The organism is Niallia endozanthoxylica (assembly GCF_008710145.1).
GTDB lineage: Bacteria > Bacillota > Bacilli > Bacillales > Cytobacillaceae > Bacillus_BD > Bacillus_BD endozanthoxylica.
On sequence record NZ_VYKL01000006.1, the window covers coordinates 18,753 to 41,346 of the forward strand.

Annotated in this window: 20 protein-coding genes and 2 pseudogenes; 12 read left to right on the forward strand and 10 right to left on the reverse strand. The window is 39.5% G+C overall.

Features of this window, described 5'->3' with window-relative positions; all coding sequences use genetic code 11:
• Positions 1 to 7: 7 nt before the first annotated feature.
• The 7 genes from F4V44_RS02135 (at position 8) to F4V44_RS02165 (ending at position 6,956) form a co-directional block, all read left to right on the forward strand.
• On the forward strand, positions 8 to 538 hold the full coding sequence (locus F4V44_RS02135) for an HMA2 domain-containing protein (RefSeq protein ID WP_150438344.1): 531 nt from the start codon (positions 8 to 10) through the stop codon (positions 536 to 538).
• 70 nt (positions 539 to 608) lie between these two features.
• A complete protein-coding gene (locus tag F4V44_RS02140; RefSeq protein WP_191090526.1) occupies positions 609 to 2,612 on the forward strand; it encodes a heavy metal translocating P-type ATPase in 2,004 nt (667 codons plus the stop codon).
• Between the two features lie 18 nt (positions 2,613 to 2,630).
• Positions 2,631 to 3,209 carry an HMA2 domain-containing protein gene (locus F4V44_RS02145; protein WP_150438346.1) on the forward strand — a complete coding sequence of 193 codons (579 nt, stop codon included), beginning with the start codon at positions 2,631 to 2,633 and terminating at the stop codon, positions 3,207 to 3,209.
• 19 nt (positions 3,210 to 3,228) lie between these two features.
• Positions 3,229 to 3,453 carry a hypothetical protein gene (locus tag F4V44_RS02150; protein ID WP_150438347.1) on the forward strand — a complete coding sequence of 75 codons (225 nt, stop codon included), beginning with the start codon at positions 3,229 to 3,231 and terminating at the stop codon, positions 3,451 to 3,453.
• Between the two features lie 471 nt (positions 3,454 to 3,924).
• A complete protein-coding gene (locus F4V44_RS02155; protein ID WP_150438348.1) occupies positions 3,925 to 4,680 on the forward strand; it encodes a metal-binding protein ZinT in 756 nt (251 codons plus the stop codon).
• Between the two features lie 316 nt (positions 4,681 to 4,996).
• Positions 4,997 to 5,995, forward strand: a complete 999-nt coding sequence (locus F4V44_RS02160) for a permease (protein ID WP_150438349.1) — start codon at positions 4,997 to 4,999, stop codon at positions 5,993 to 5,995.
• Positions 5,996 to 6,008: 13 nt separating this feature from the next.
• Positions 6,009 to 6,956, forward strand: coding sequence for a TIGR03943 family putative permease subunit (locus tag F4V44_RS02165; protein ID WP_150438350.1), 948 nt, complete (start codon positions 6,009 to 6,011; stop codon positions 6,954 to 6,956).
• Between the two features lie 169 nt (positions 6,957 to 7,125).
• Here the strand turns inward: F4V44_RS02165 and F4V44_RS02170 are convergent, their stop codons facing one another.
• The 6 genes and pseudogenes from F4V44_RS02170 to proV form a co-directional block, all read right to left on the reverse strand.
• A complete protein-coding gene (locus F4V44_RS02170; protein WP_150438351.1) occupies positions 7,126 to 7,851 on the reverse strand; it encodes an MOSC domain-containing protein in 726 nt (241 codons plus the stop codon).
• 112 nt (positions 7,852 to 7,963) lie between these two features.
• Positions 7,964 to 8,851, reverse strand: a complete 888-nt coding sequence (locus F4V44_RS02175; RefSeq protein ID WP_150438352.1) for a glycine betaine ABC transporter substrate-binding protein — start codon at positions 8,849 to 8,851, stop codon at positions 7,964 to 7,966.
• A pseudogene (locus tag F4V44_RS28345) lies at positions 8,851 to 8,967 on the reverse strand (glycine/betaine ABC transporter); the annotation flags it as partial. The gene F4V44_RS02175 and the pseudogene F4V44_RS28345, both read right to left, overlap by 1 nt.
• 78 nt (positions 8,968 to 9,045) lie before the next feature.
• Positions 9,046 to 9,933, reverse strand: coding sequence for a glycine betaine ABC transporter substrate-binding protein (locus F4V44_RS02185; RefSeq protein WP_150438354.1), 888 nt, complete (start codon positions 9,931 to 9,933; stop codon positions 9,046 to 9,048).
• The gene (locus F4V44_RS02190) at positions 9,933 to 10,781 is read right to left on the reverse strand and encodes an ABC transporter permease (RefSeq protein ID WP_150438355.1); all 849 of its coding nucleotides are present in this window, start codon (positions 10,779 to 10,781) and stop codon (positions 9,933 to 9,935) included. The genes F4V44_RS02185 and F4V44_RS02190 overlap by 1 nt, the downstream gene beginning before the upstream one ends.
• A 1-nt stretch (position 10,782) precedes the next feature.
• Positions 10,783 to 12,024 carry a glycine betaine/L-proline ABC transporter ATP-binding protein ProV gene (gene proV / locus F4V44_RS02195; RefSeq protein WP_150438356.1) on the reverse strand — a complete coding sequence of 414 codons (1,242 nt, stop codon included), beginning with the start codon at positions 12,022 to 12,024 and terminating at the stop codon, positions 10,783 to 10,785.
• Between the two features lie 260 nt (positions 12,025 to 12,284).
• On the opposite strand from proV, the gene F4V44_RS27730 reads away from it, so the two are divergent.
• Positions 12,285 to 12,827, forward strand: coding sequence for a GbsR/MarR family transcriptional regulator (locus F4V44_RS27730; RefSeq protein ID WP_223881761.1), 543 nt, complete (start codon positions 12,285 to 12,287; stop codon positions 12,825 to 12,827).
• 418 nt (positions 12,828 to 13,245) lie between these two features.
• On the opposite strand, the gene F4V44_RS02205 is transcribed toward F4V44_RS27730, so the two are convergent.
• From F4V44_RS02205 to F4V44_RS02220, 4 genes are all read right to left on the reverse strand, one after another.
• The gene (locus F4V44_RS02205; protein WP_150438357.1) at positions 13,246 to 14,673 is read right to left on the reverse strand and encodes an RNA-guided endonuclease InsQ/TnpB family protein; all 1,428 of its coding nucleotides are present in this window, start codon (positions 14,671 to 14,673) and stop codon (positions 13,246 to 13,248) included.
• Between the two features lie 191 nt (positions 14,674 to 14,864).
• Positions 14,865 to 15,998, reverse strand: coding sequence for a glycerate kinase (locus F4V44_RS02210; RefSeq protein ID WP_150438358.1), 1,134 nt, complete (start codon positions 15,996 to 15,998; stop codon positions 14,865 to 14,867).
• Positions 15,999 to 16,027: 29 nt separating this feature from the next.
• Positions 16,028 to 17,302, reverse strand: coding sequence for a GntP family permease (locus F4V44_RS02215; protein WP_150438359.1), 1,275 nt, complete (start codon positions 17,300 to 17,302; stop codon positions 16,028 to 16,030).
• Between the two features lie 119 nt (positions 17,303 to 17,421).
• Entirely contained in the window at positions 17,422 to 18,543 is a 1,122-nt protein-coding gene (locus F4V44_RS02220; protein ID WP_150438360.1) for a sugar diacid recognition domain-containing protein, read from the reverse strand.
• A gap of 99 nt (positions 18,544 to 18,642) precedes the next feature.
• Between F4V44_RS02220 and F4V44_RS27735 the strand changes: the two are divergent.
• From F4V44_RS27735 to F4V44_RS02240, 4 genes and pseudogenes are all read left to right on the forward strand, one after another.
• Positions 18,643 to 18,896, forward strand: a pseudogene (locus F4V44_RS27735) (ABC transporter ATP-binding protein); the annotation flags it as partial.
• Positions 18,897 to 19,092: 196 nt separating this feature from the next.
• Positions 19,093 to 19,683, forward strand: coding sequence for an MSMEG_1061 family FMN-dependent PPOX-type flavoprotein (locus F4V44_RS02230; protein ID WP_150438361.1), 591 nt, complete (start codon positions 19,093 to 19,095; stop codon positions 19,681 to 19,683).
• Positions 19,684 to 20,014: 331 nt separating this feature from the next.
• Complete coding sequence (locus tag F4V44_RS02235; protein ID WP_150438362.1) at positions 20,015 to 21,088, forward strand: S-layer homology domain-containing protein; 1,074 nt, start codon at positions 20,015 to 20,017, stop codon at positions 21,086 to 21,088.
• 332 nt (positions 21,089 to 21,420) lie between these two features.
• Positions 21,421 to 22,527: a phosphatidylglycerol lysyltransferase domain-containing protein gene (locus F4V44_RS02240; RefSeq protein ID WP_150438363.1), complete on the forward strand. Its 1,107-nt coding sequence runs from the start codon at positions 21,421 to 21,423 to the stop codon at positions 22,525 to 22,527.
• The last annotated feature ends 67 nt before the right edge of the window (positions 22,528 to 22,594 follow it).

Below are 22,594 nucleotides of genomic sequence, written 5' to 3' on the forward strand. Positions count from 1 at the left end.
TTTTCTATTGTGGTCAACGATACTCGGTCTTGGTGCATACCTCGTCATCCCTAAGGTGGTTGGGAAATTAAGAGAACAAAAGATTCAAGTTATTCATGCCATTCCAGGACGGTTAAGACTGCAAAACAATCGCTGGAAAGATCAGCAAATCGGCGCATATCTTGAAAAAGCACTTCAAAAGCATCCACTCATTAAATCCTGTCGCGCCACGCCCATTACAGGAAGCTTAACTCTAGAGTTTACAACCCCCTACCTGCAGCAAGAGGACTTGGATCACATTTTTCAAATCATCACAGATACTACCATTGAAAGCTTCTCTCATACAAAAGATAAAGCACTGCAAACCATGAGCAGCCTCTTCAATGGAGTGAATAAAAACGCAAAAAAAATGACAAACGGATATGCAAGTATTGACAGCATGATGATTGTTTATTTTATGTTCCAAGGACTTCGCAGCTTTCCGACAAATCCAGCATTCGCCAGCAGCTTATTCTATTGGGCTTATACCGTTTTAAAAAATAGTGACGAGAAGGGATGAGGTCAAGATTACAAAAGTGGTTGTTCTCCATTCAGTACCTGGAAGAATGCGCCTCTACCTGGATTCAGCCTTGCCTAGCGCTAAAATTGAAGCATGGTTTCGTACCATTCCCGGCATTTATTCAGCAGCCTATACGGCTTGCACGAAAAGTCTGCTCTTCTATTATGACCAAAATTTCCAGCCAAAGCGATTACACCGGTTGCTAAAAGAATTAGATAAAACGGCAGAGATGCAAGACGGGAAGCAACCATCTGTCAAAAAAAGACTCAGTCAGGTAAGCTTAGCTTCTTTATTATATGCGCTGCACTGGTTTCTCTCTAAAAATCCTGTTCCTTATATCCGTCTAGTGGATCGTTTGATTGGCGTCATCGTTTTACTGTTGTCGGCCTCTACCATTAAGGATGCGTATACAGGAATTGCGAAGGACCGTAAGCTTAATTCAGATTTTTTAACAGTCTGTTCTCTTCTTGCCTGTCTGTACTTAAAGCAGTCGTCATCAGCACTGATTATCTATATCATGTCGACAGTGAGCGAGCTATTAACAGATATGACAACGATGAAAACGAAACGTCATCTAGAATCGTTAATAAAGCTGGAAGCGCCTCATGCTTGGAAGGTAGAAAAAGATGGAACGATTCATAAGACTGCAGCTGAGAAGATACAAATAGATGATCTCGTGAAAGTTTTTCAAGGGGAAAGAATCCCTGTCGACGGTGTAGTCGTGACTGGAAACGCCCTAGTCGATGAATCTGCGATTACCGGTGAGTATAAACCTAAGAACAAATTCCCGGAAGATGAAGTGTTTTCCGGCAGTATTTGTAAAAAAGGTGAAATGACGGTTCGGGTCACGAAGACCGGCAGAGAAACGGCCCTAGGGCGGATGATTCAACTGATCGAAGAAGCTTATTCATCGAAAGCACCCACACAAGAGTATGCCAATGCAATCGCCGAAAAAATGGTCGGGGTCTCGTTTGCGCTTACTATCGGAACCTATCTAATCACCCGTAATGTAAACCGCGCGTTAAGCATGCTGGTCATTGACTTTGTGTGTGGAATTAAACTATCCACAGCAGCAGCCTTTTCGGCGGCAATTGGAAAAGCCGCAAAAAAAGGCGCACTGATAAAAAGCGGGAGCCACATTGAACAGTTAGCAGATATTGAGACGATTGTTCTTGATAAAACCGGTACCATTACAGAGGGAAAACCTTATGTACAGAAAATTAAATGCTTTAATGGTTTTACTCCGGGAGAGGTTGTATTCTATTCCTCCTCTTTAGAGCAAACCTCCACGCATCCGCTAGCCCATGCTATTTTAGAGGCAGCCAAGCGGCGCGGAATCACTCCTGCCCAGGTAATCGAAGAAAGTAAGATCACAGAGGTTACCGGTAAGGGGCTGTTCGGCATGATTAAAGGGCGGGACATAAAGGCCGGCAGCTTAGCCTTCTTGCAGGAGCAGGGAGTACAAATAACAGAACAAACGACAAAAGAGCTGTACTCTGTATACACTGCCATAGATGGAAAACTCGCCGGTGCATTTTTGATTCAAGACATCATAAGACCCGGAATGAAGCATACAATTAAACAGTTGAGGCTACGGGGGGTAAAGAAAGTCGTCATGTTAACCGGTGATATGCTAGAAAGTGCCAATCGAATCGCCCGTCAGGTCCAGGTAGATAAGGTATTTGCCCGTATGCTCCCGGAGCAGAAATTACGTTTTATTGAAAAAGAAAAGAGAAAAAGAAAAGTAGCTATGGTGGGGGACGGCATGAACGATGCTCCTGCGTTAACAAAGGCCGATATTGGCATTACCTTTGGAGGTAAACGAACAGATTTAGCTGTTGAAGCAAGTGATGTAGTTATATCCAATGATAATCCGTATGTTCTTACCGAGCTTATTGATTTGTCTAAAAAGACGAAAAGGACGGTAAAACAAAATGTGATTGCTACTTTTGTGATTAATGGAGGTGCGATTCTGCTTGGAGCATTAGGTCTCATCTCATCCGTTACAGGAGCGGCCATTCACAATTTAACCACCATCGGAGTAGTACTGAACAGCATGAAAATTTTAGTTTAGTGAAAGGAGAGAAGGATCGTGCCGTCTTATACGGTTCTACACGATATCCCTGGAAGGCTGCGAATTCAAGTCCCATTGCTGCGTAACTACTCCTCCTTTGACGTAATAGAAAGGTATTATTGCGCAATCAAAGGTATTGAACAGGTACGGATTGAACCGGCTATTATGACTATGGTGATTATCTATAATACGCAAAAGATTTCGAAGAGAGAAATCTTTCAATTCATTGCCTTATTTTTTCAACAAAGAAATTGGGATCCCGTACAATCGATCTTCATTAATTCCACTCCCGGAATTAGAAAAGCCATTGTTCGTTCAGCTGTTACAGGTCTTATGCTACTTGTAGCCGTTATTAAAAAACGATATACAAGAAAAATAGATGTTTTTGATTATTTAGTCGTCATCTCGACGGCTCACACAGTTTTATCACACGGAGAAAGTGATCGCTATCGACACCCTGATATTTTAACCGGGATTATCAGCTTATTCTCACTCGGAGCCAGTAATCTGCTTCACGTATGCATCGTAACCTGGGCCGTTAACGTACTCGAAATTTTACATGATATCAAACGGGCGAATCATCGCCCGATTCAATAATGAAAAGGAGAGAAAAAATATGGCAATTAATCAAGATTTTTTATTAGGATTTGTTTCAGGAACAGTTGTAGGAGCAGTAGGCTATCGTCTCTATGAACAAAACTCAGGGCAACTGCAGCGCCTGCTTCAACCATCACAAGGCTTCCACCCGCAAGTACCGGCACAACAGCCTTCATTAGAGGAACTTGTCGCGCAAAAAGAAAGATTAGAAGACTTAATTGCAGAATTACAAATTAGCAGGTAATAGCGTGTTGGAAACGTAGAGACGCTCTTCGCGTTCTAAACGAACATTTTGTAACAGGACCTTTCGAGGAAGGTCAAGCACCATTCCAATTAGAAGGGGCTGTCCCATAAGGTGTCTAGCATCTACCATTTATCTATATCCAGTGCGATATTACGCAAAGTGATACTAGATACTGTATGTGATGCCTGACACCTTTGCTTTTGGGACAGCTCCTTACTTATTCCCTGAGGGTCAAGGGACTGTCCCCATATCCCTCGACAACGTGAAACAGTTTGTGAAACAAGATTCTCCAGGGTGTCACAGTGACAGAAATTCATTCGGCTTTCCTACATAACAAAACCATCATTTAAATCAGAATCATTACGTTTTATATTGACAGAATAATTTAAACATAGTATATTCATGAAGGTGTAAATAGTAATAATAACGATTTGCATTAACCTTCAAAAAGAAAAAGGAGAGATTTTATTTATGAAAAAAAGGCTTCCCAAATCATTACTTGTGTTTTTCTTATTTGGTATTTTCCTTATAGGCTGTCAAGAAAACGAAGGTACCCCCAACGAAAATACCTCGTCAAACGCTCAACCTGCTTCATCGGACTCAAACTCTGAAAACTCAAATTCTACATCAACAGAAAGCAGCAATCATCGCCATGATCATAACCATAGTCATGAGGATGAAAAACAGAAGGAAATCTATTCTGGGATATTTGAAGATAATGAAGTTAAGGACAGAGAATTATCGGATTGGGAGGGAGACTGGCAATCCGTCTATCCCTACTTATTAGATGGGACGTTAGATTCGGTCTTACAGAAGAAAGTAGAAACAAAGAAAGATAAGACCTTTGATGAATACAAAGAATATTATCAAGTTGGATATGAAACAGACATGGAACGAATTGTGATAAAAGATAATACCATAACCTTTTACCACAATGGCGAAGGAAAAACAGGAGAATATACGTATCATGGATACGAAATTTTGACGTATGAATCCGGAAATAGAGGCGTTCGTTATTTATTTGATTTAGTAGGAGAAGCCGATGGTGTACCCAAACATGTTCAATTCAGCGATCATAGTATTGATCCAACAAAAGCAGAACATTACCATATCTATTTAGGAAATGGAGACCATGACACTCTTTTGCATGAATTAGACAATTGGCCAACTTATTATTTTTCTCATTTAAGCGGTGAAGAAATCGCAGAAGAAATGAATGCACATTAATTTTTATCAAACGGTTATTCTATTTTACTATTCTTTTAAGTTTACTATTAAAGAGCAACTTTAAATCGTAATGATTCCTAAACTCATTGAAGTTTATTTCTTTCTCCATAAACTTAGGACTGATAAAGACCGTAATAATTGGTTCACAACTAACAATGAAAAAAACATCTATGTTTTTCTACATCCCTGCTCATTCTTTTACGGCAGGGATTTTCTATTAAATGATGTTTTTCATGTAAAAATTACTCATACTCTATCAATCCTGAAATATATTAAGGTAGAAACCAATGGCTCAAATAATATATGGGAGGTTATCATGAATCGCATTTTGCGCAGTAATATGATGGAGATTACAGGTTTTTTGATGATTGGACTGGCTCTATTACTTCTTTCTTACAGCATCCATTTTAAACTTCCACTAGATCTACCAGCTTCCTTATTAAATTTAAACAGTATATTTCTTAGTATTTTAATAGAAGCACTGCCCTTTGTTTTAATAGGGGTTCTGGTTGCGGGCTGTATTCAAATCTTTGTTACCGAGGATCATATTCAAAAATGGATACCTAAAAACAAAGGAATGGCTGTCATCATGAGCTGTACCATTGGAGCTCTATTTCCTGCTTGTGAATGTGGGATCGTTCCAATTGTTCGCAGACTGATTGGAAAAGGTGTCCCGATCCATGCAGCAATCGGCTTTATGTTGACAGGTCCGCTTATTAACCCAGTCGTGATTGCCTCTACATACATGGCATTTGGAAACAATATGAAAATGGCTGGATTGAGAATGGGTTTAGGCTTTATGATAGCCCTTATGGCTGCTTTTGCTGTCAGCAGGCTATTTAAAGGAAACCAACTAAAGGCAGCTATAAAGTCAACGTCCTCCCCTGAACATCCGAAACAGCATTCCTTTACGAACCGATTTTGGTCGATGCTGACGCATTCGATTGACGAGTTTTTTGATATGGGAAAATACCTTGTTATAGGAGCCTTTATCGCTGCTGCGGTACAAACCTATATGCCGGCAAGAGCTTTATTAGAGACCGGCAGTGGTCCGGCATCCTCACTGCTTGTGATGATGGGTTTGGCTTACATTTTATCTCTTTGCTCTGAGGCAGATGCCTTTATAGGTGCTTCCTTCAGCAGCATATTTCCACAGGCCTCTATCCTTGGCTTCTTAATATTCGGCCCAATGATGGACTTGAAGAATACGATTATGATGCTAAGCGTATTTCGATGGAGGTTTGTAATGGCTGTGTTGTTATTAATTGTTTCCATTGTCTTTTTTACATTAATGATGGTACAAACCTTTATATAAGGAGGTCAAAGGCATGCAACTGCAATTTCAGCAGGCGGTAAGAGCATTTATTTTACTGGCTTTTTCAACGATGCTTTTCAAACTGCATTATACCGGAGACATTTACAAGTTGATTAATCCCAAATACGAGAATTTAAGTCAAATCGCTTCTATTATTTTTCTGATTTTATTTTTCATCCAAATAACGAGAGTGTGGACTGCCCGGAAAAGTCATTCCCATCATTGTCATGAAGACCAATCCTGTCACCACGATCATGGAGATTCCCCTTTTCATTCAAAAAAATTATTTTCGTATGCAATCCTCCTTTTCCCATTGGCAACCGGGCTCCTCCTTTCTCCTAAGGTACTCGATGCCTCTATAGCCGATAAAAAAGGCGCCATGCTGATGCTATCTAACCAAGAACAGGTATCTCAAGGTGATAATAATAGATTAGATAGCGAATCGTCTGTACAAGAGGAGAAAAACGAAAAATACCAGGAAGAAATCTCTAGTTTTCATCAACCTGTAGATTCAAGTAATGGGGAAAATCAGCTGGAAATCTCAGAGGAAGAATATAATAAACTGATAAACCAGTTAATACAAAATGACACGATTGAGATGAACGATTCTCTTTATGCGGCTTATTACGATGAAATAGGAATGAATATTTCAAATTTAAAAGGGAAAACAATTAAATTAAAAGGATTTATCTATAAAGATAAGGACTTATCCCAAAACCAGCTTGTCATTTCCAGATTTTTAATCACCCACTGTATTGCTGATGCCAGCATCATCGGATTTCTTTCTGAATTCACCGAAGCCCCCTCCCTTAATCAGGATACATGGGTTGAAGCTGAAGGGATCTTAGATATCACAACCTATAACGGAACGGAACTTCCACTCATTAAAATAACAGACTGGAAAAAAGTTAATGAACCTAAAACACCTTATGTTTATCCAATCAGTATAAAAATCATGTAAGAAGCATGGGGATGTAACGTTTCACCCTTTTTGTGCTCTTTCTCCATTGATGAAACGTAAACACCGGCCTTTGTTTCCCCATTCGTATAATCCTTCGTTAACAACACGCTTTTTTGAAAAACTGAAAGGGACCTTGATAGCCAAGGTCTCTTCCGTTTTTTATTTATTTTTACAAAAGATGCACTTCATCATCCACATGAATGTCACCTGTTTTTATCACAGAAGCATAAACACCAAAGTTACTATTTCTTTCTTTTATAATAGTCTTATGCAAACTTGGATCGCGTTCGGCGTTATCAGGATCAACCGTAATAATCATACACCGCTTACAATGCCCGACTAATTCCATTTCTACTTCAGTTCCGATTCTAAGTCGTCTTCCAATCCATTCTTCTTCAATGTACGGTATTTTTTCATTTAATGAAATAAATAAATTTGGGCGAAAACGTCGAAAATCAACCTCGTCTTTCCCCCATATTTCTTTTACATGGTTTAATGAGGCATCTGTCGCAAGCAGAATGTGTTCGACTGCAATGGGGCCAATAGGTACATGTGAGGGAGTATATTGAATAGTGGAAATTTTTCGTTTAGATTTCCTTTCCAATTCGTTCATTAATTCCTCATCTTCCCAATCGAAAACCTTGCCTTCAGGTGTCATTACTTCTACTTTAGGATATTCTTCTAGTAACTCTTCTCCTGTAAATCTTGCTTGATAGCGAACCATTTCTGGGAATCTAGTGATTGTGAGGAAATCTCCCTTTCTTGTTTCATCTAGATAAGCATGACTGCGGTCTCCGTATAGACCATATTCCATTATTTTCGTTTTTTGAACAAATTCACCGCCAAAGGACTTAATAGGATGACGAACAATTTCCTTAATATGGCCGACTAACATTTCATTCACTTCCTTACTAATTTGTTTTGAAACATGGAGACGGTTCGTGTTTCATAGTTAGAAGAAAAGACAGCGGATGAAAGGTTCCAGCTGTCATTTCTTCAGTTATCCTTTATTCTTTTAAATCTTCAATCGAATCAATATCCATATAAGCAGGTACGACTAGTCCTTGCTTTGTACCGGTAAGGTTCGGCCCTAGGTCCTCAAACTTTCCTTCGTATTCAGCATAATAATCCTCGTGAGTGGTTGGCAGCCATGCACCTACCATCGCATCGCCGCTTCCATCCGCTACACCAGCCCACATTGGACCTGCATCAACCTGTACTAATTCTACTTCATAGCCAACACTTTCAAGAACATTCTCTACCACATGCGAGCTGGCGATAACATCATCCCATGCGACATAAAGCAACTTAAGCTTTTCACCGTCCACATTGTTGACTCCTTCAGTCCATTGACTTACTAAGTCTTCATTTTCACTTACCCATTGTGCCGCTGCATCAGTTGGATCTGTTCCATCCTGAATGAAGCCCATAACGGTTTCCATATGCTCTGGTTCCCAGTTAAATTGATCCAATAATAAATACGCATCTGGATGATCTTCTTTCAATCCTAGACGTGCAATGGTATTAATATCTTCAGCTCCACCATAAACGCCTTTTGGATCCTCTAAATATTTCAAGTCAAATTTTGAAAACTTCCAATGCGGACTCCAGCCTGTAATAATGATTGGCTCCTCTTTGTCATATGCTTTCTTTAAAGCGGCTGCCATAGCAGCACCCGAACCCTCTACTACTTCCCAGTTATCTAGTCCGTATTCAGGCAGCGCTTTATCGACTGTTAATTTCATTAATCCTGCACCCGGATCAATCCCGACAATTTCATACTCTAGTTGTTTCCCGATTGAATCAAAAGAACTTCCCGTTTCCTCTGACCCACAAGCTGCTATTCCCAAAGTTAGTGCCAATGCTGATGTGATTCCTGCTACTTTTTTAAACATTAAGCGGTTCCCCCTTTTTTCTTTCCTATATTTTGTGTCATACAGTCTAGTAAAATAGCGATAACGACGATGACCAATCCAGCCTCAAATCCGATACCTGTTTTAATTTGTGAAACATGGAGACGGTTTATATTCATAGTTAGAAGAAAAGACAGCGGACCAAGAGTTCCAGCTGTCTTTTCTTCAGTTATCAATTATTCTTTTAAATCTTCAATCGAATCAATATCCATATAAGCAGGCACGACTAGTCCCAGCTTTGTACCGGTTAGGTTTGGACCTAGGTCTTCAAACTTTCCTTCGTATTCAGCATAGTAATTAGCGTGAGTGGTTGGCAGCCACGCACCTACCATCGCGTCACCGCTTCCGTCAGCGATACCAGCCCACATTGGACCTGCATCCACTTGCATTAATTTTACTTCATAGCCAACACTTTCAAGAACATTTTCGACCACATGTGTGCTGGCAATAACATCATCCCATGCGACATAAAGAAGCTTTAACTCTTCACCGGAAGCCTTGTTAACCCCTTCCGTCCACTTGCTAACCAACTCTTCATTTTCACTTACCCATTGTGCCGCTGCATCCGCTGGATCGTTGCCTTCTTGGATTAAATTCATCACAGTTTCGATATGCTCAGGCTCCCAGTTAAATTGATCAAGAAGCTTATGAGCATCCGGGTGATCTTCCTTTAACCCTTGACGAACAATCGTATTCACATCTTCTGCCCCGCCATAGAGACCTTTTGGATCTTCTAGGTATTTTAAGTCAAAGCTTGCAAACTTCCAGTGCGGGCTCCAGCCTGTGATAATGATTGGCTCTTCTTTATCATAGGCTTTCTTTAAAGCGGCTGTCATCGCAGAACCTGAACCCTCTACGACTTCCCATTTATCTAGTCCGTAACCCGGCAGAACCTCATTAATTGTTAAATCCATAATCCCTGCACCTGGGTCAATTCCAACAATTTCATAATCAAGCTGTTCACCAATAGAATCAGAAGAACTTCCCGTTTCCTCTGACCCACAAGCTGCCAATCCCAAAGTTAATGCCAATGCTGATGTAATTCCTGCTAATTTTTTAAACATTAAGCGGTTCCCCCTTGTTTTTTCTTTCCTATATTTTGTGTAATACGGTCTAGTAAAATAGCGATGACGACGATGGCCAATCCAGCCTCAAATCCGACACCTGTTTTAATTTGTGTAACGGCACGATAAACCTCTGTACCAAGGCCTGGAGCCCCAACCATGGAGGCAATAACGACCATGGATAAAGCAAGCATGATGCTTTGATTAATCCCTGCCATAATCGTCGGCATAGCGAGTGGCAGCTGTACCTTTAACAGTCTTTGCTTCGTTGTCGAGCCAAATGCTTCTGTTGCCTCAATTAAATCGGAAGGCACCTGCTTAATTCCAAGAACGGTCAAACGAATCGTTGGCGGCATCGCAAAAATAACGGATGCAATGACCCCCGGCACTACCCCAATACTAAAGAAAAAGATCGCTGGCAGTAAGTAAACGAAAGCCGGCATCGTTTGCATTAAATCCAGTATCGGTGTAACAACCTTTCTTACTTTTTCACTTTGTGAGGCCCAAATACCAACCGGCACCCCTATGAGGATTGAAACCAATACCGCCGTTAAGACAAGGGCGACTGTTTCAATCATTTCTTCCCAATACCCTAAATTATCAATAAGTAATAAACCAATTAGAGCGAAAATAGCAATTCTTATATTACAAACCTTCCATGCTAGCAAGCTCACAAGTATAATCAGTAAAATAGTAGGAATAAAGCCTAATCCTGCGACAATTCCTTCAACAAAAAATTCAACCCCAGAAGATATGCCTTCAAACATTCCAGAAAATGTTACAGTCAGCCAATCAACTAAAGAATCAATCCAATCCGCTAAAGGAAGCTTTGGTAACATTCCTTCCATCTTATATCGCCTCCCCGGTTATTGCTGCCTCTGTTTCGGCAACATCATTGATGTATTGTTCGTTCCCGGTAAGCGCACCAATTACAGCGCCTTTAATGAGGATTCCTTTTAATCGGTTAGTTTCATCTGTCACAGCAACTGGAATCGCTGCAGAGGATACTTTTTCAAAACAATCAATTAGTAATGTTTCTTTTTCAACTACATTAATATCTTTCTCTAAAAAGGCACTTATTGACTGATTCGTTTCTGCTGCTAATGAAGCATCTTTTGCCGTGATGGCACCGAGAAGCTTATGCTGTTTGTCTACCACATAGATGGATGAGATTCCGAGATTTCTCATTAATTGAAGTGCGACACGCGGACCCTTCTCCACTTGAACCGTTTCCGCACGCTTCATTACATGCTGTGCCGTCAGTACCTTTGAAAGATCCACGTCCTCTACGAATCTCTCTACATATTCATTGGATGGATTCATTAATATTTCTTCAGGTGTTCCGATTTGCACAATATTTCCATCCTTCATAAGCGCAATTCTGTCACCGATTCGGAGAGCTTCATCTAAATCATGGGTAATAAAGACAATTGTCTTTTCCATTGTGGACTGTAATTCTAGCAACTCATCCTGCATTTCTTTTCGAATTAACGGATCCAATGCGCTGAAAGCTTCATCCATTAAAAGAATATCAGGATCATTTGCCAGTGCTCTCGCTAGCCCTACCCGCTGCTGCATGCCGCCGCTTAATTGGCTCGGATACTGATTTTCATAACCCTTCAAGCCTACCAATTCTAATGCTTCTAAAGCCTTTTTGCTTCTTACCTCTTTTTCCACCCCCTGAATTTCCAACCCATACTCTGTGTTATCAAGCACGGTTTTATGAGGGAACAAGGCAAACTTTTGAAAAACCATACTGATTTTCTTTCTTCTTACTTCTCTTAGTTCTTCCTTATTCATCTTCACGACATCTCTGCCATCAATCTGGACCTGGCCGATTGTAGGCTCAATCAGACGATTCAAAAGACGGACTAAGGTCGACTTGCCGCTTCCAGATAAGCCCATGATGACAAATATTTCTCCTGCTTTTACTTCGAAGGAAGCTCGATTAACCCCAACGGTTGAACCTGTTTCCTTTAATATTTGTTCCTTGGATTTACCCTCCTTGATTAACTGTAAGGCCTTCTTCGTTGATTTACCAAAAACCTTGGTCACATCACTTACCTTTATCTTAATCAGGTTTTCTTCCATGCTTTCACCTCATTTGTTTTGTCGCACTATGACTATATTAAGTGTAAACCACTTGTTTATTTCAGTTCAAACCGCATATTCCGTGTTTATTGATTATATAATACGAACAGAAATAACTGTACGAACTATATTCGTAATATTCTTATACATCCTCCACTTTCCTCCCTTTTCCATACCGATGAGAACCTTTACTTTTCAGTAGCGAATATGTAGTCTAGATTCAAAACACTAAAAATCTACTTTTTTAGGATGTGGACGCATTGGAAGACAATGAAAGATTAGAAAGAACGAGAATGGCAGTGATCGATGCAATAGCACATAATATGCATCTGTATGGAATTAGCCCCTCCGCAGGAAGATTATACGGACTCCTCTTTTTTTCTGAAAAACCGCTTACGCTTGATGAAATGAAAGAAGAGCTTGGTATGAGCAAAACAAGTATGAGTAATGCAGTGAGAAGCTTACTTGATTTAAATATGGTAGAAAAGGTTTGGGTGAAGGGAGCAAGAAAGGATTTATATGCCATTAAAGAAGATTGGTATCAATGCTTTTTTGATTTCTTCACACTCAAATGGAGATCAGCCATTACCATGAATTCTAGTGCGATGGAAAAATCGATAGCCAAATTACAGGAACTGATCGCCGATCCAAAGACTTCTGAAGAAATCCGCGAACGTGCCCAAATAGATGAGAAAAAGCTAGAGGAAAGATTGCAATACTATGCATGGCAAGACAGACTCATCGACAGCTTTGAAACAAAAGAAATTCTAAACTATGTTCCGATTGAAAAGAAAAAAGCATAAGCAGGTACGAGGGGCGCTGGATCTGGACTCGGACCAAGGCGGACCATGGGGACAGGTCCGTCGCCCCAACAAATACAAATAAAGGAGAGTTCTGTAGAAAGTTAAATTTCTGCGGAACTCTCCTTATTTATATCGTTGGCATTCTTCTATTATACTAGGATACGGTGCCGCTCAAATTTTCCTACTCAACTCTACTCAACCCTATCTAACATGATAGATTTTGTAGAATTGTCACACCTTCGTACTCATCTTTTCCCCATATCAAGACCAAAAACAGTGTGAAGGTCTTGATGGCAGGACAACATTTTTTTCAAGTGCGAATGGGCACCGTCATGCTCTCGAATGAGAAAGCAATATGATCGAAGTATAGTTAGTCCAATCGTGTCTAGAACACTCCTAACTAGCCTGAGCGTGGCAATTATAGATTGTCTTTGTTCTCTATCCAGAGGACAGGTTTTCCGTATCGTGCTTCGCCTATGTGGGTGAAGCCTTTTAGTTTATGTTTATACTTTTGAATATTTAATGAGAAGCCCATTTTTCTCCCAATATTGACACTAGAATTAGTATCCCTCATGAATTCGGTCCCGCATTGAATACAAACAAAGCTTCGAATGGAAGGGTCTTTTTTCTCATTATGACCACATACGCAGCATTCTTTAGTCGTGCTGTGTTCATTTGCCAAGAGATAATATTTTTCTAGTTTCATAGCCACCCATTCTGCAATATGACGGAATTCCCCTATTTTTTCTTGGTTTAGCATCCTTCTTTTCATATGGTTAAAAGGAGCCGTACCGTTGGTTGGCGTATAATCACCAATAATGACTAAATCATATCTCCGATACAGTTCATGCGATATGGTGTACAATGCCGTCTTTATTTGTTCTCGACGTTTATGATAGGCCTTATCTAACGCATGATTAAAACGGTTCCATCGTGGACTATGGACCTTGTAAGTATTTCCGTGTTTCGTTTTTCTTTTCCGGTAATTTTTTTCACAAGCGTCGCGAAGGGATTTGAGTTCATCAATTTTTTTATCCCAATAGGTCATCATAGTGAGTTTTTTAAATTCGATTGAATTCCCTTCATCATCTACTCCTACAAAGAAATTCTTATGATTAGGGTCCAATGCAATCCATTTAAAGTTCATTGGGATGTTCACTTTCTTTTCTGGAAGTTTTGGTTTGATTGGTTTTTCTTTTCCTTCCTTTTTTGCAAGATTGAAAGCCTTTCGATAGTCGGACATGACTTTTTTGAACTCTAATTCTTGGTCTGAACATCGTTCGATTGTAAAAATGGCATAGAATTGATTGCCTTGTTGTTTGCAAAGCGTAAAAGTTTTAATAAGTTCCCCCTTTTTTAATTCAATCCTTTCTTTTAACGTACCAGTAACGGAAGGATTTCTTTTTCCCTTTTCTATTTTCATACCAGGGATCGTCCCTAATGAAATAGAAATAGTTTTTCCTTCATTTAGGATTTCCCACCCTTTATTCGGTTCATCAAAGACTAAGCTGAACCACTTCTTTTTCCAGCTTCTGAATTGAGGATAGTCTGTTCTTCCTTCAAAAAAGCTTTTATATGCGTTGACCAGTCTAGTAGAGGGTTCTTTTAAAGCGGAGGAAAAAACGGTATTTAAAAAAGGGTGTTTTTCCTTTAAAGAAACCCCATAATTACGAAGATTTCTGTTCTTTAATAATTTCAAGGCATGATTATTTTCCCTATAGTCTTTTTGACAGGCATCTAATAATTGATTATACAACCAATTACAAATTTTACTTTGTCCGTCTAGAATGAGTTCAGCTTCTTTTACAAAATTCACTTTGATTTTTCTACTATATGTTAAACTCACTATTTTCACCTCCCTTATTAACATTATACCAAACATATGTTTCATTCACTAATAAATACCATCTAAAGTTTACATAAAAAACCTAACCAAAATAAAGTAATTTTGATTAGGTTTAAATGATTTTAGTTAAACTGTTTTGTAGCCCCCTTTGTCCTATTGGCGACCGAACTTTCGTATTCGTGGTGCAACTGTCACCCCTTCATTTTAAAAACAGCAGCTATATTAGCAGCGGTTCTTTCGACGTATTCTCCTGCATGCTTAAAAGCATCTTCTAATACTACTACGCCTGGGACTATGCTGAATATCGCATCAATGCCATGTTCATGAACAACATGACTATCATTGGCCACGTTTCCCGCAATTCCCACGACTGGAACTCCGTATTTTTTAGCTGTTTTAGCAACCCCTATTGGTGTCTTTCCAAAGATGGTTTGTCCGTCAATCTTTCCTTCTCCAGTGATGACCATATCTGCATCTTCAACGATCTGTGATAGACCAGTAGCTTCAATTACAATTTCGACGCCTCGCTTTAATTCTGCAGGTAAGAAGGCCAGTAATCCTCCTCCAAGGCCACCGGCAGCACCGGCACCAGGTACATCATTTATTTTTTTACCGAGATCCCGTTCAATAATCGCAGCATAGTGAGCAAGACTTTTATCCAGTTGTACGATCATTTCTTGAGTCGCTCCTTTTTGCGGCCCAAAGATAACAGATGCCCCTTTTTCACCCGTCAGCGGATTATCCACATCACATGCAACCTCGATTTTAATAGTCTCTAAGCGCGGGTCAAGTTCTGACAGATTAATAGAGGCTAAGTCGACAAGGGAAGCGCCGCCTTCCCCGATTTCCTTTCCATCCTTATCCAGCAGATGTGTTCCAAGGGCCTTTGCCATTCCAGCACCGCCATCATTTGTCGCACTGCCTCCGATACCAATAATGATGTGGTTAACGCCGTAGTCAAGAGCAGAAGCAATTAATTCACCTGTACCTCTAGTCGTTGTCATAAGTGGGTTTCGTTTCTTAGCAGGTACAAGGTGCAACCCTGAAGCAGCAGCCATCTCAATTACGGCCGTCGTTTTGTTTCCAAGGATTCCAAAGAAAGCTTCTACTGGTTCTCCTAACGGTCCTGTCACAGTTTTTGAAATAATTTCACCACCGGTTGCATCTACTAGAGATTGGACGGTCCCTTCTCCACCATCAGCCATTGGTACTTTTATATATTCAGCATCAGGAATAACCTGTTTAAAACCTTTTTCAATTGATTCCGCTACCTCTAATGCTGATAAACTTTCTTTAAATGAATCTGGCGCAATGACAATTTTCATCTTTTCTTCCCTCTCCTGTCTATTGGATACTACCCAAAGAATTGAAAGACACCATAAATTAAAGTGGAAATAATCGCTAATGTTAGCCCGACTAATGTTTCATATGGCATTACTTTTAAACGCTCTTTAATTTCCATGTTTACACTTCCACCTGTTGCATGGAAGAAGCTTCCGTGTGGTAAGTGATCGAGAACAGTAGCACCTGCATGAACCATCGCTGCACCAGCAATCGCAGACACACCCATTTCTAAGATCGTTGAACTAAATACCTGGCTGGCTACAGCTGTACCCGCTGTTGTTGAAGCAGTTGCTGCCGACATAAAGATACCGGATACTGGTGCAAGTACATACGCTGGAAGTCCAACAGCACTTAATCCGTCAATTAAAACATCCTTTAATCCAGAGTTTGCAATAATACCAGCTAGTGTACCGGTTCCAAGCAACATAATGGCTACGCCAGTCATTCTTCCTAAACCTGAAATCGCATACTCGTTTATTTTCTTTCCTTTCCCCATTACAAGTGCTCCTACAATTCCTCCAATTGGTAAGGCAATCATTGGGTCAATACTAATATCGAACAAAGGTCTTAAGGCTAATAATAAAATCGTTACAAGCGGTGCGATAAGAGCTGGCAAGAAAGCAGGCAGCTTTCCGCCTTTATTCGCTTGAACTTCTTGTTCTTGAATCATTGTACCTTTTTTTACAAGTTTTTTAGCAAGAATATACGTTACTGCAAGTCCGAAAACAGCCGGAATCATCCCTGCAGCCATGATAGAAGTTAATGGAACATTAAAGGCATCGGAAGCTGCAATAGCATTTGGGTTTGGTGACATAATGTTTCCTGCTTTACCACCGCCGATCATAGCTAGCAGGATTGCCGTTTTAGATATTCCAGCTCTCTGCGCAATGGCAAGGGCAATCGGAGCAACTGTGATGACAGCCACATCAACGAAAACACCAACTGTAGTTAAAATCATTGTCGCAATCGCTAGAGCAAGCAATGCTCTCGTTTCCCCTAACTTTTTGACAATCGTTTCAGCAATGGTAGCCGCAGCACCTGATTCAATTAGGACTCCAGCTAAAACACCCGCAGCTAAAATTCTTAATACGGCTGGGATAATCCCTTTAGCCCCTTCCATCATTAATGTTACTGTATTGGTTATATCAACTCCGCCAACTAGACCGCCGACTAATGCCCCGGCTATCATTCCATAGGCAGGAGATACTTTCTTTAAAATAAGGACAATCGCAACAACTAGGGCAATAATAGCACCTAAAGCGCTTACTTGAATTTGAGCATCCATTTGATAACTCCTCCTTGTCTGTTATAGACTCATTGTAAGCGTTTCCTTAACTTTTTACATTGTCTCTTCTATCAAAAAAAGGCCAGAAAGAACCAGGCCTTTTTGTGCATTTGCACAAATTATTTCATTTGATTTTGCAATATAGATAAATAAAGTTCTAGCAAATCCTTAACCTTTCGCGGATCCTTTTTTGTTAATTCAGTAATTCGTTCTAAACGGTATCTCAAAGTGTTACGATGAATAAAGAGTCTCCCGGCTACTTTATTCATATCGCCATTCTCCTCAACATAAGCCAATAATGTCTCCAACAGTTCGCCTTTTTTATCATGGTCTTTTATTTGTTGATAGTAAGGCCCTATCTGCTCGCCAATCCCAAGCTGATTAGCTCGCGCAAGGAAAACAGGCAATTTATAATCCCCATAGCAATAAATCGCTTTATGAGGATCTATTTTATTCCCCACAGACAAAGTATAGACAGCCTCACGATAAGACTCGGAGATGCCTTCTATTCCAGGGTGGTAGTTACCAATGGCCATTTTATAATGCAATTGATGGGATTTTTCTAATCCTAAAATCCAGTTATCAATTTGTTTTAATGTTTTAGAATAGACCCACTGATTGCCCTGTAAATCTATCTTTTTCAGAAGAATGATGTGATCTGAATACATTACATATAAATCGTCACTTTCACGTTTTTCACGAATCCATTTGTATCCCTTTGATATGTTATCAGCCGCTAGGATTACCGCAACTCTTGGTATGTCTAAGTTGATCCCAACTCGTTTTACTCTTTCAAAATATAACGAATTTAAATTTTTTGTCCCGTTCAGCAGCTGTATAGTCAGTTCTTCCTTTAATCGTTCATCCCACTGCATTTCATCGATTAGAATGGCTTGCTGAAGAATCATTTCTGCAGCCATTTTGACCAATTCCCCGTAGTTTCGTATCTCGTCAGGCGGCCCTGTAATACCAATGACCCCAACCACTTTATCATGAAAGTTAATCGGCAGATTAATTCCCGCCTTAACTCCGTGAAGCTGTTCGGCATCAGATTCACTAATTTCAAAACCAGATTTGGTCTCTATTACCCTTACTGCCCCTTCATGAATCGAATCTATCCTTTTTTTATCACCTGAACCAATAATAACTCCTTTCTCATTCATTACATTTATATTTCGGTTTATAATTTTCATGGTTCGATTGACAATTTCCTGAGCCAAGGACTGATTTAAAAATCTCATATAGATCCCTCTTTTCAATCTTTGCTATAAAAAGGCTGCTAGAGATATTTCATGATAATTAGTATATATAATATCCTCTTCTTTATTAGAGAGACCTGATTATACCGAAAGCACGGAACGACCATAGTAATGGTTCTTCATGATATAAACTTGTCAGCAAGATATGCAGACTATATTTTTGCCTGCATAAAGGAAGGCTTACTGCTCAAAGTGAGCCATTAAAGATGATAACGAGCATACTAGTTAAAGATATTTTCGGGCTGGATTGCACGGTAATACATGACCCCATTTCGGCTTCTCCTCTAGTCATACCAAAAGGACGACACCATTTTATTAATGAATGCACGAGTTAAACAAGGCAAAAACCGCAAACGCTGAGAAGGTCTCCTCACTGGCACGTCGAATAATCATTAAGAAGATCGCTTGCATAGTGATCTTCCGCAAGGGGTGCGAAAAAACTGCCTCCCCCTAGCAGAAAGCCTTTTCACGCCTCTTACGGAAGTTAGATTAGTCTTTTGCATGACTTAGATATAGAAAGGATATTATGAAATGGAGATAATCAATTTTTCAAATGGAGCGGTAACTTCTAAGGAAGAACTGAGAGAACTAGTCGGCTTCCCTCATGAACATGTTATAAAAAAAGAAATTTCAATCATCGATGAACATTGTAAAAAGTTCATTTCGATGTCACCTCTTTTTTTCCTTTCTACATCAAATGCCGAAGGAAGATGTGACGTTTCCCCTCGAGGTGATCGACCAAACGGAATTAAAATATTAAACGACCATCAATTGGTGATCCCTGTACGTCCTGGTAACAAAAGAGTAGATTCATTGATGAATATTTTAGAAAATCCACACGCGGGACTGGTTTTTCTTATTCCAGGGTTAGATGAGGTACTTCGTATAAATGGAAGAGCCACCGTCATCACAAACGAAGAGCTCTTAGACGATATGGGTGGGAAGGCTCCCTTCATTGGAATTGGATTGGATGTTGAAGAATGTTTTATCCATTGTTCTCGAGCACTGCTGAAATCAAAAATTTGGAGCCCAGATACTTGGCAAGACAAAGAATCACTCCCATCAGGCCTCGATATATTCCTTGCCCATCTCAGCATTAATGGAGTAGAGATAAAGAAATAATCTTCTTCCTCAATCACTTGTTATCATTCTAGGATCTTTTAGTTAGAAAAAGACTACGGTCTACTGAAACAGAGAGCCGTTTAAGAGAGAACTAGTGAATAAGATTACCTGCCTGTCTGAATAAAAACAGAGAAAAGAGAGTTCTGTGAGAAAGTTACATTTCCGCAGAACTCTCTTTATTTGTAAGTAAGATTCACGTTTTTCTTCTATCTTGTTATAGGTTGGACGATGCACCTGTTCCCACGTTTCACCTGGAACGATAGACTCCTTACCAGAAATACTATATCATTAACATATCAATAGAATGCTAGAATTCTGAGAGGAGAGAAACATGAAAGCCGTTAAAATGTTATTGCTTGTAGCGTTATTTGCTTTAATGCCTATTCAATCTGCCTTTGCATCAGGAACGAAAACACTAGACTCTTATATTCCTATGGATGATGTTTTTTATGACCATTGGGCACTTGAGGAAATGACTGATCTCATCAATGCTGATATTATTGATGGATACTTAGATGAAGAAAACAATATGTATGTGATGCCAAATGATAACATCACACGTGCACAGTTCGTCAAAATTATCGTATCTGCTTTAGGATTAACTAGTAATGGCCCTGGAAAAACCTTTACAGATGTTAAACAAAATCACTGGTACACGGATTCAATCAGAATTGCGAGTGACCTGGGAATTATTAGCGGAAACCAAGGTAAGTTCTATCCAAATGACAACATTACCCGCGCGGAAATCACGAAAATTATTGTGTTGTCTTTTGAAAAGACAGTGAATTTCCAAAATACAAACAGCAAAGTCTTTACAGATGTTGATCCAAAAAGCTGGGCATACGAGTATATCCGCAAGGCCTCTTCAGCTGCTATCGTGAATGGAAACGGAAGCCACTTCAACCCAACGAAAAACGCTACAAGAGCCGAGGCCATGGTCATGATTCACCGCGCACTGCAAAAGGAGCAATCAGCCTTACCAAATGATGCGGACCTTACAGCCTTCTTAAAAGATCATATTACTCGTGAAAATTCTCTTGCTGAAACCAATTCATTAAATGAACTGGCCGCTTTATATAATGAAAATGGAACAGGATACTATTTAATAGAAGCTCTTATGATGATGGAATGGCCGCTTCAAGAGGAAGATATGGAAGTAACCTACCAAATCGATGATGAAAACCTGAATTTACAAGTCCTTCAAAAATCTAACTCCTTTGCGACAGTAGAAGCCACTGGCATGAAGGTTTCAATCGTCATCAAGAGTCCTGATTTTAATATGGACATGAGAGAAGATATGGATGGTATCTACCATTTGAAAAAAGATCTAGCTAGCGGAGAATGGAAGATTTATAACTACCTGCCAAGCTTTGATGAAGAAGAATTTATCGCTGAGAATCTATAAATCTAAACAAATAGGAGAGTTCTGGAGATTAAATATCTGCGGAACTCTTCTTCTTTATTTTTTTGGCATCCTTTCAATAAATCAGCAAAGACTGCTGCAAATTTATCTATTATTTCCCCCTCACTTATCCCCTTTTTCATGACAGTGCACAATGATATTTTACCAATTTATAAGCATCATTTTTTCTAATCTGTGCTATCGAAATCCAATCATTATGGTATTATGGAAGAGTGATTTTTATCCCACTCTTAACGGGCAGTGAGACTCCCGCCTCAAGATTCTGAGGATACAAAAAAGAATGGAAGTTTCACTTTATCAGGAGGAAAGCTTCAATGATTGATATCCAAACTCTTAATCCCTTTAGAAAAAAACATTCTGTCACCGCTATATTATCAGAAGATTGCAATAAATTTTACGAGCAATTAGACACCTTTTTAAGTAAAAAAGGCGGCAATCATGCATCACATTTAATCTTCTTACAAGATAAAGAATTATTCTGGACTAGTCAAAAAAATGTACTAATCGCCTATAAAAGAATTTCCAATAAATTAGTCGTGCTTGGAGACCCAATAGGAGAAGAAACCGAAATCAAGGACGCTATTAAAGAATTTTGTGAGTATAGTAAAAACCATGGACTCAAACCTGTATTCTATCAAATAAGCCCAAGGTATATGCACTATTACCATGATTCCGGCTATCGTTTTCTGAAGTTAGGAGAAGAAGGGCTCGTTCATCTTAAGCAATTTAGTTTAGCAGGAAAACAAGGCGCAAAATTACGAACACGATTCAATAAGTTTGAAAGAAACTCTTACAAATTTAACGTTTTCTTTCCTCCTTTTACAGATCATCTTCTATCAGAGTTAAAACAGGTATCGGATTCGTGGTTAAATGGACAAAAGGAAAAAAGCTTTTCGGTTGTCTCCTTTAGTGAAGAATATGTATCTCGTTTCCCTATTGGTGTCTTATCCGACCCCAGCGGCAGCATTATTGCCTTTTCAACATTAGCAACAGATTATAAATCTACGATTACTATTGATTTAATGAGAAAACAATCAGATAGTCCACACGGAACAATGGATGTATTATTTATTCATATATTTAAATGGGCAAAAGAACATGGATACCAAACTTGCAGCTTAGGAATGACACCACTATCAAATGTGGGCCATTGCAAGCATTCTTTTACAAGTGAAAAAATTGCACGCCTAGCGTATCTTTATGGTAATTCATTGTATAATTTCAAAGGTCTCAAAGAATTTAAAAATAAATTTGCAACCGAATGGGAACCGAAATATTTAGCCTATAAAAAAACATCACTTCCCATTACTTGTTTACAATTGCTGCTGCTAATCAATCGAAGCTATCAGCCTATGAAGAAGGAACCGAACGAAACATACGAATATCTTTCAAAAAAACAGGACAACAAAATTGCTTTTTGAAAAATGCTCTTGTAGCTTGCGTTCATGGCCCTATGCTTCCTGAGTGCAGTCTCTTAAGTTCTTCGTA

Excerpts from the sequence above, each read along its gene's own strand:
- F4V44_RS02150 (WP_150438347.1), top strand. The coding sequence starts at position 3,229 with ATGGCAATTAATCAAGATTTTTTATTAGGATTTGTTTCAGGAACAGTT.
- F4V44_RS02155 (WP_150438348.1), top strand. The coding sequence starts at position 3,925 with ATGAAAAAAAGGCTTCCCAAATCATTACTTGTGTTTTTCTTATTTGGT.
- F4V44_RS02160 (WP_150438349.1), top strand. The coding sequence starts at position 4,997 with ATGAATCGCATTTTGCGCAGTAATATGATGGAGATTACAGGTTTTTTG.
- F4V44_RS02165 (WP_150438350.1), top strand. The coding sequence starts at position 6,009 with ATGCAACTGCAATTTCAGCAGGCGGTAAGAGCATTTATTTTACTGGCT.
- F4V44_RS02170 (WP_150438351.1), bottom strand. The coding sequence starts at position 7,851 with ATGTTAGTCGGCCATATTAAGGAAATTGTTCGTCATCCTATTAAGTCC.
- F4V44_RS02175 (WP_150438352.1), bottom strand. The coding sequence starts at position 8,851 with ATGTTTAAAAAAGTAGCAGGAATCACATCAGCATTGGCACTAACTTTG.
- F4V44_RS02185 (WP_150438354.1), bottom strand. The coding sequence starts at position 9,933 with ATGTTTAAAAAATTAGCAGGAATTACATCAGCATTGGCATTAACTTTG.
- F4V44_RS02190 (WP_150438355.1), bottom strand. The coding sequence starts at position 10,781 with ATGGAAGGAATGTTACCAAAGCTTCCTTTAGCGGATTGGATTGATTCT.
- proV (WP_150438356.1), bottom strand. The coding sequence starts at position 12,024 with ATGGAAGAAAACCTGATTAAGATAAAGGTAAGTGATGTGACCAAGGTT.
- F4V44_RS02210 (WP_150438358.1), bottom strand. The coding sequence starts at position 15,998 with ATGAAAATTGTCATTGCGCCAGATTCATTTAAAGAAAGTTTATCAGCA.
- F4V44_RS02215 (WP_150438359.1), bottom strand. The coding sequence starts at position 17,302 with ATGGATGCTCAAATTCAAGTAAGCGCTTTAGGTGCTATTATTGCCCTA.
- F4V44_RS02220 (WP_150438360.1), bottom strand. The coding sequence starts at position 18,543 with ATGAGATTTTTAAATCAGTCCTTGGCTCAGGAAATTGTCAATCGAACC.
- F4V44_RS02230 (WP_150438361.1), top strand. The coding sequence starts at position 19,093 with ATGGAGATAATCAATTTTTCAAATGGAGCGGTAACTTCTAAGGAAGAA.
- F4V44_RS02235 (WP_150438362.1), top strand. The coding sequence starts at position 20,015 with ATGAAAGCCGTTAAAATGTTATTGCTTGTAGCGTTATTTGCTTTAATG.
- F4V44_RS02240 (WP_150438363.1), top strand. The coding sequence starts at position 21,421 with ATGATTGATATCCAAACTCTTAATCCCTTTAGAAAAAAACATTCTGTC.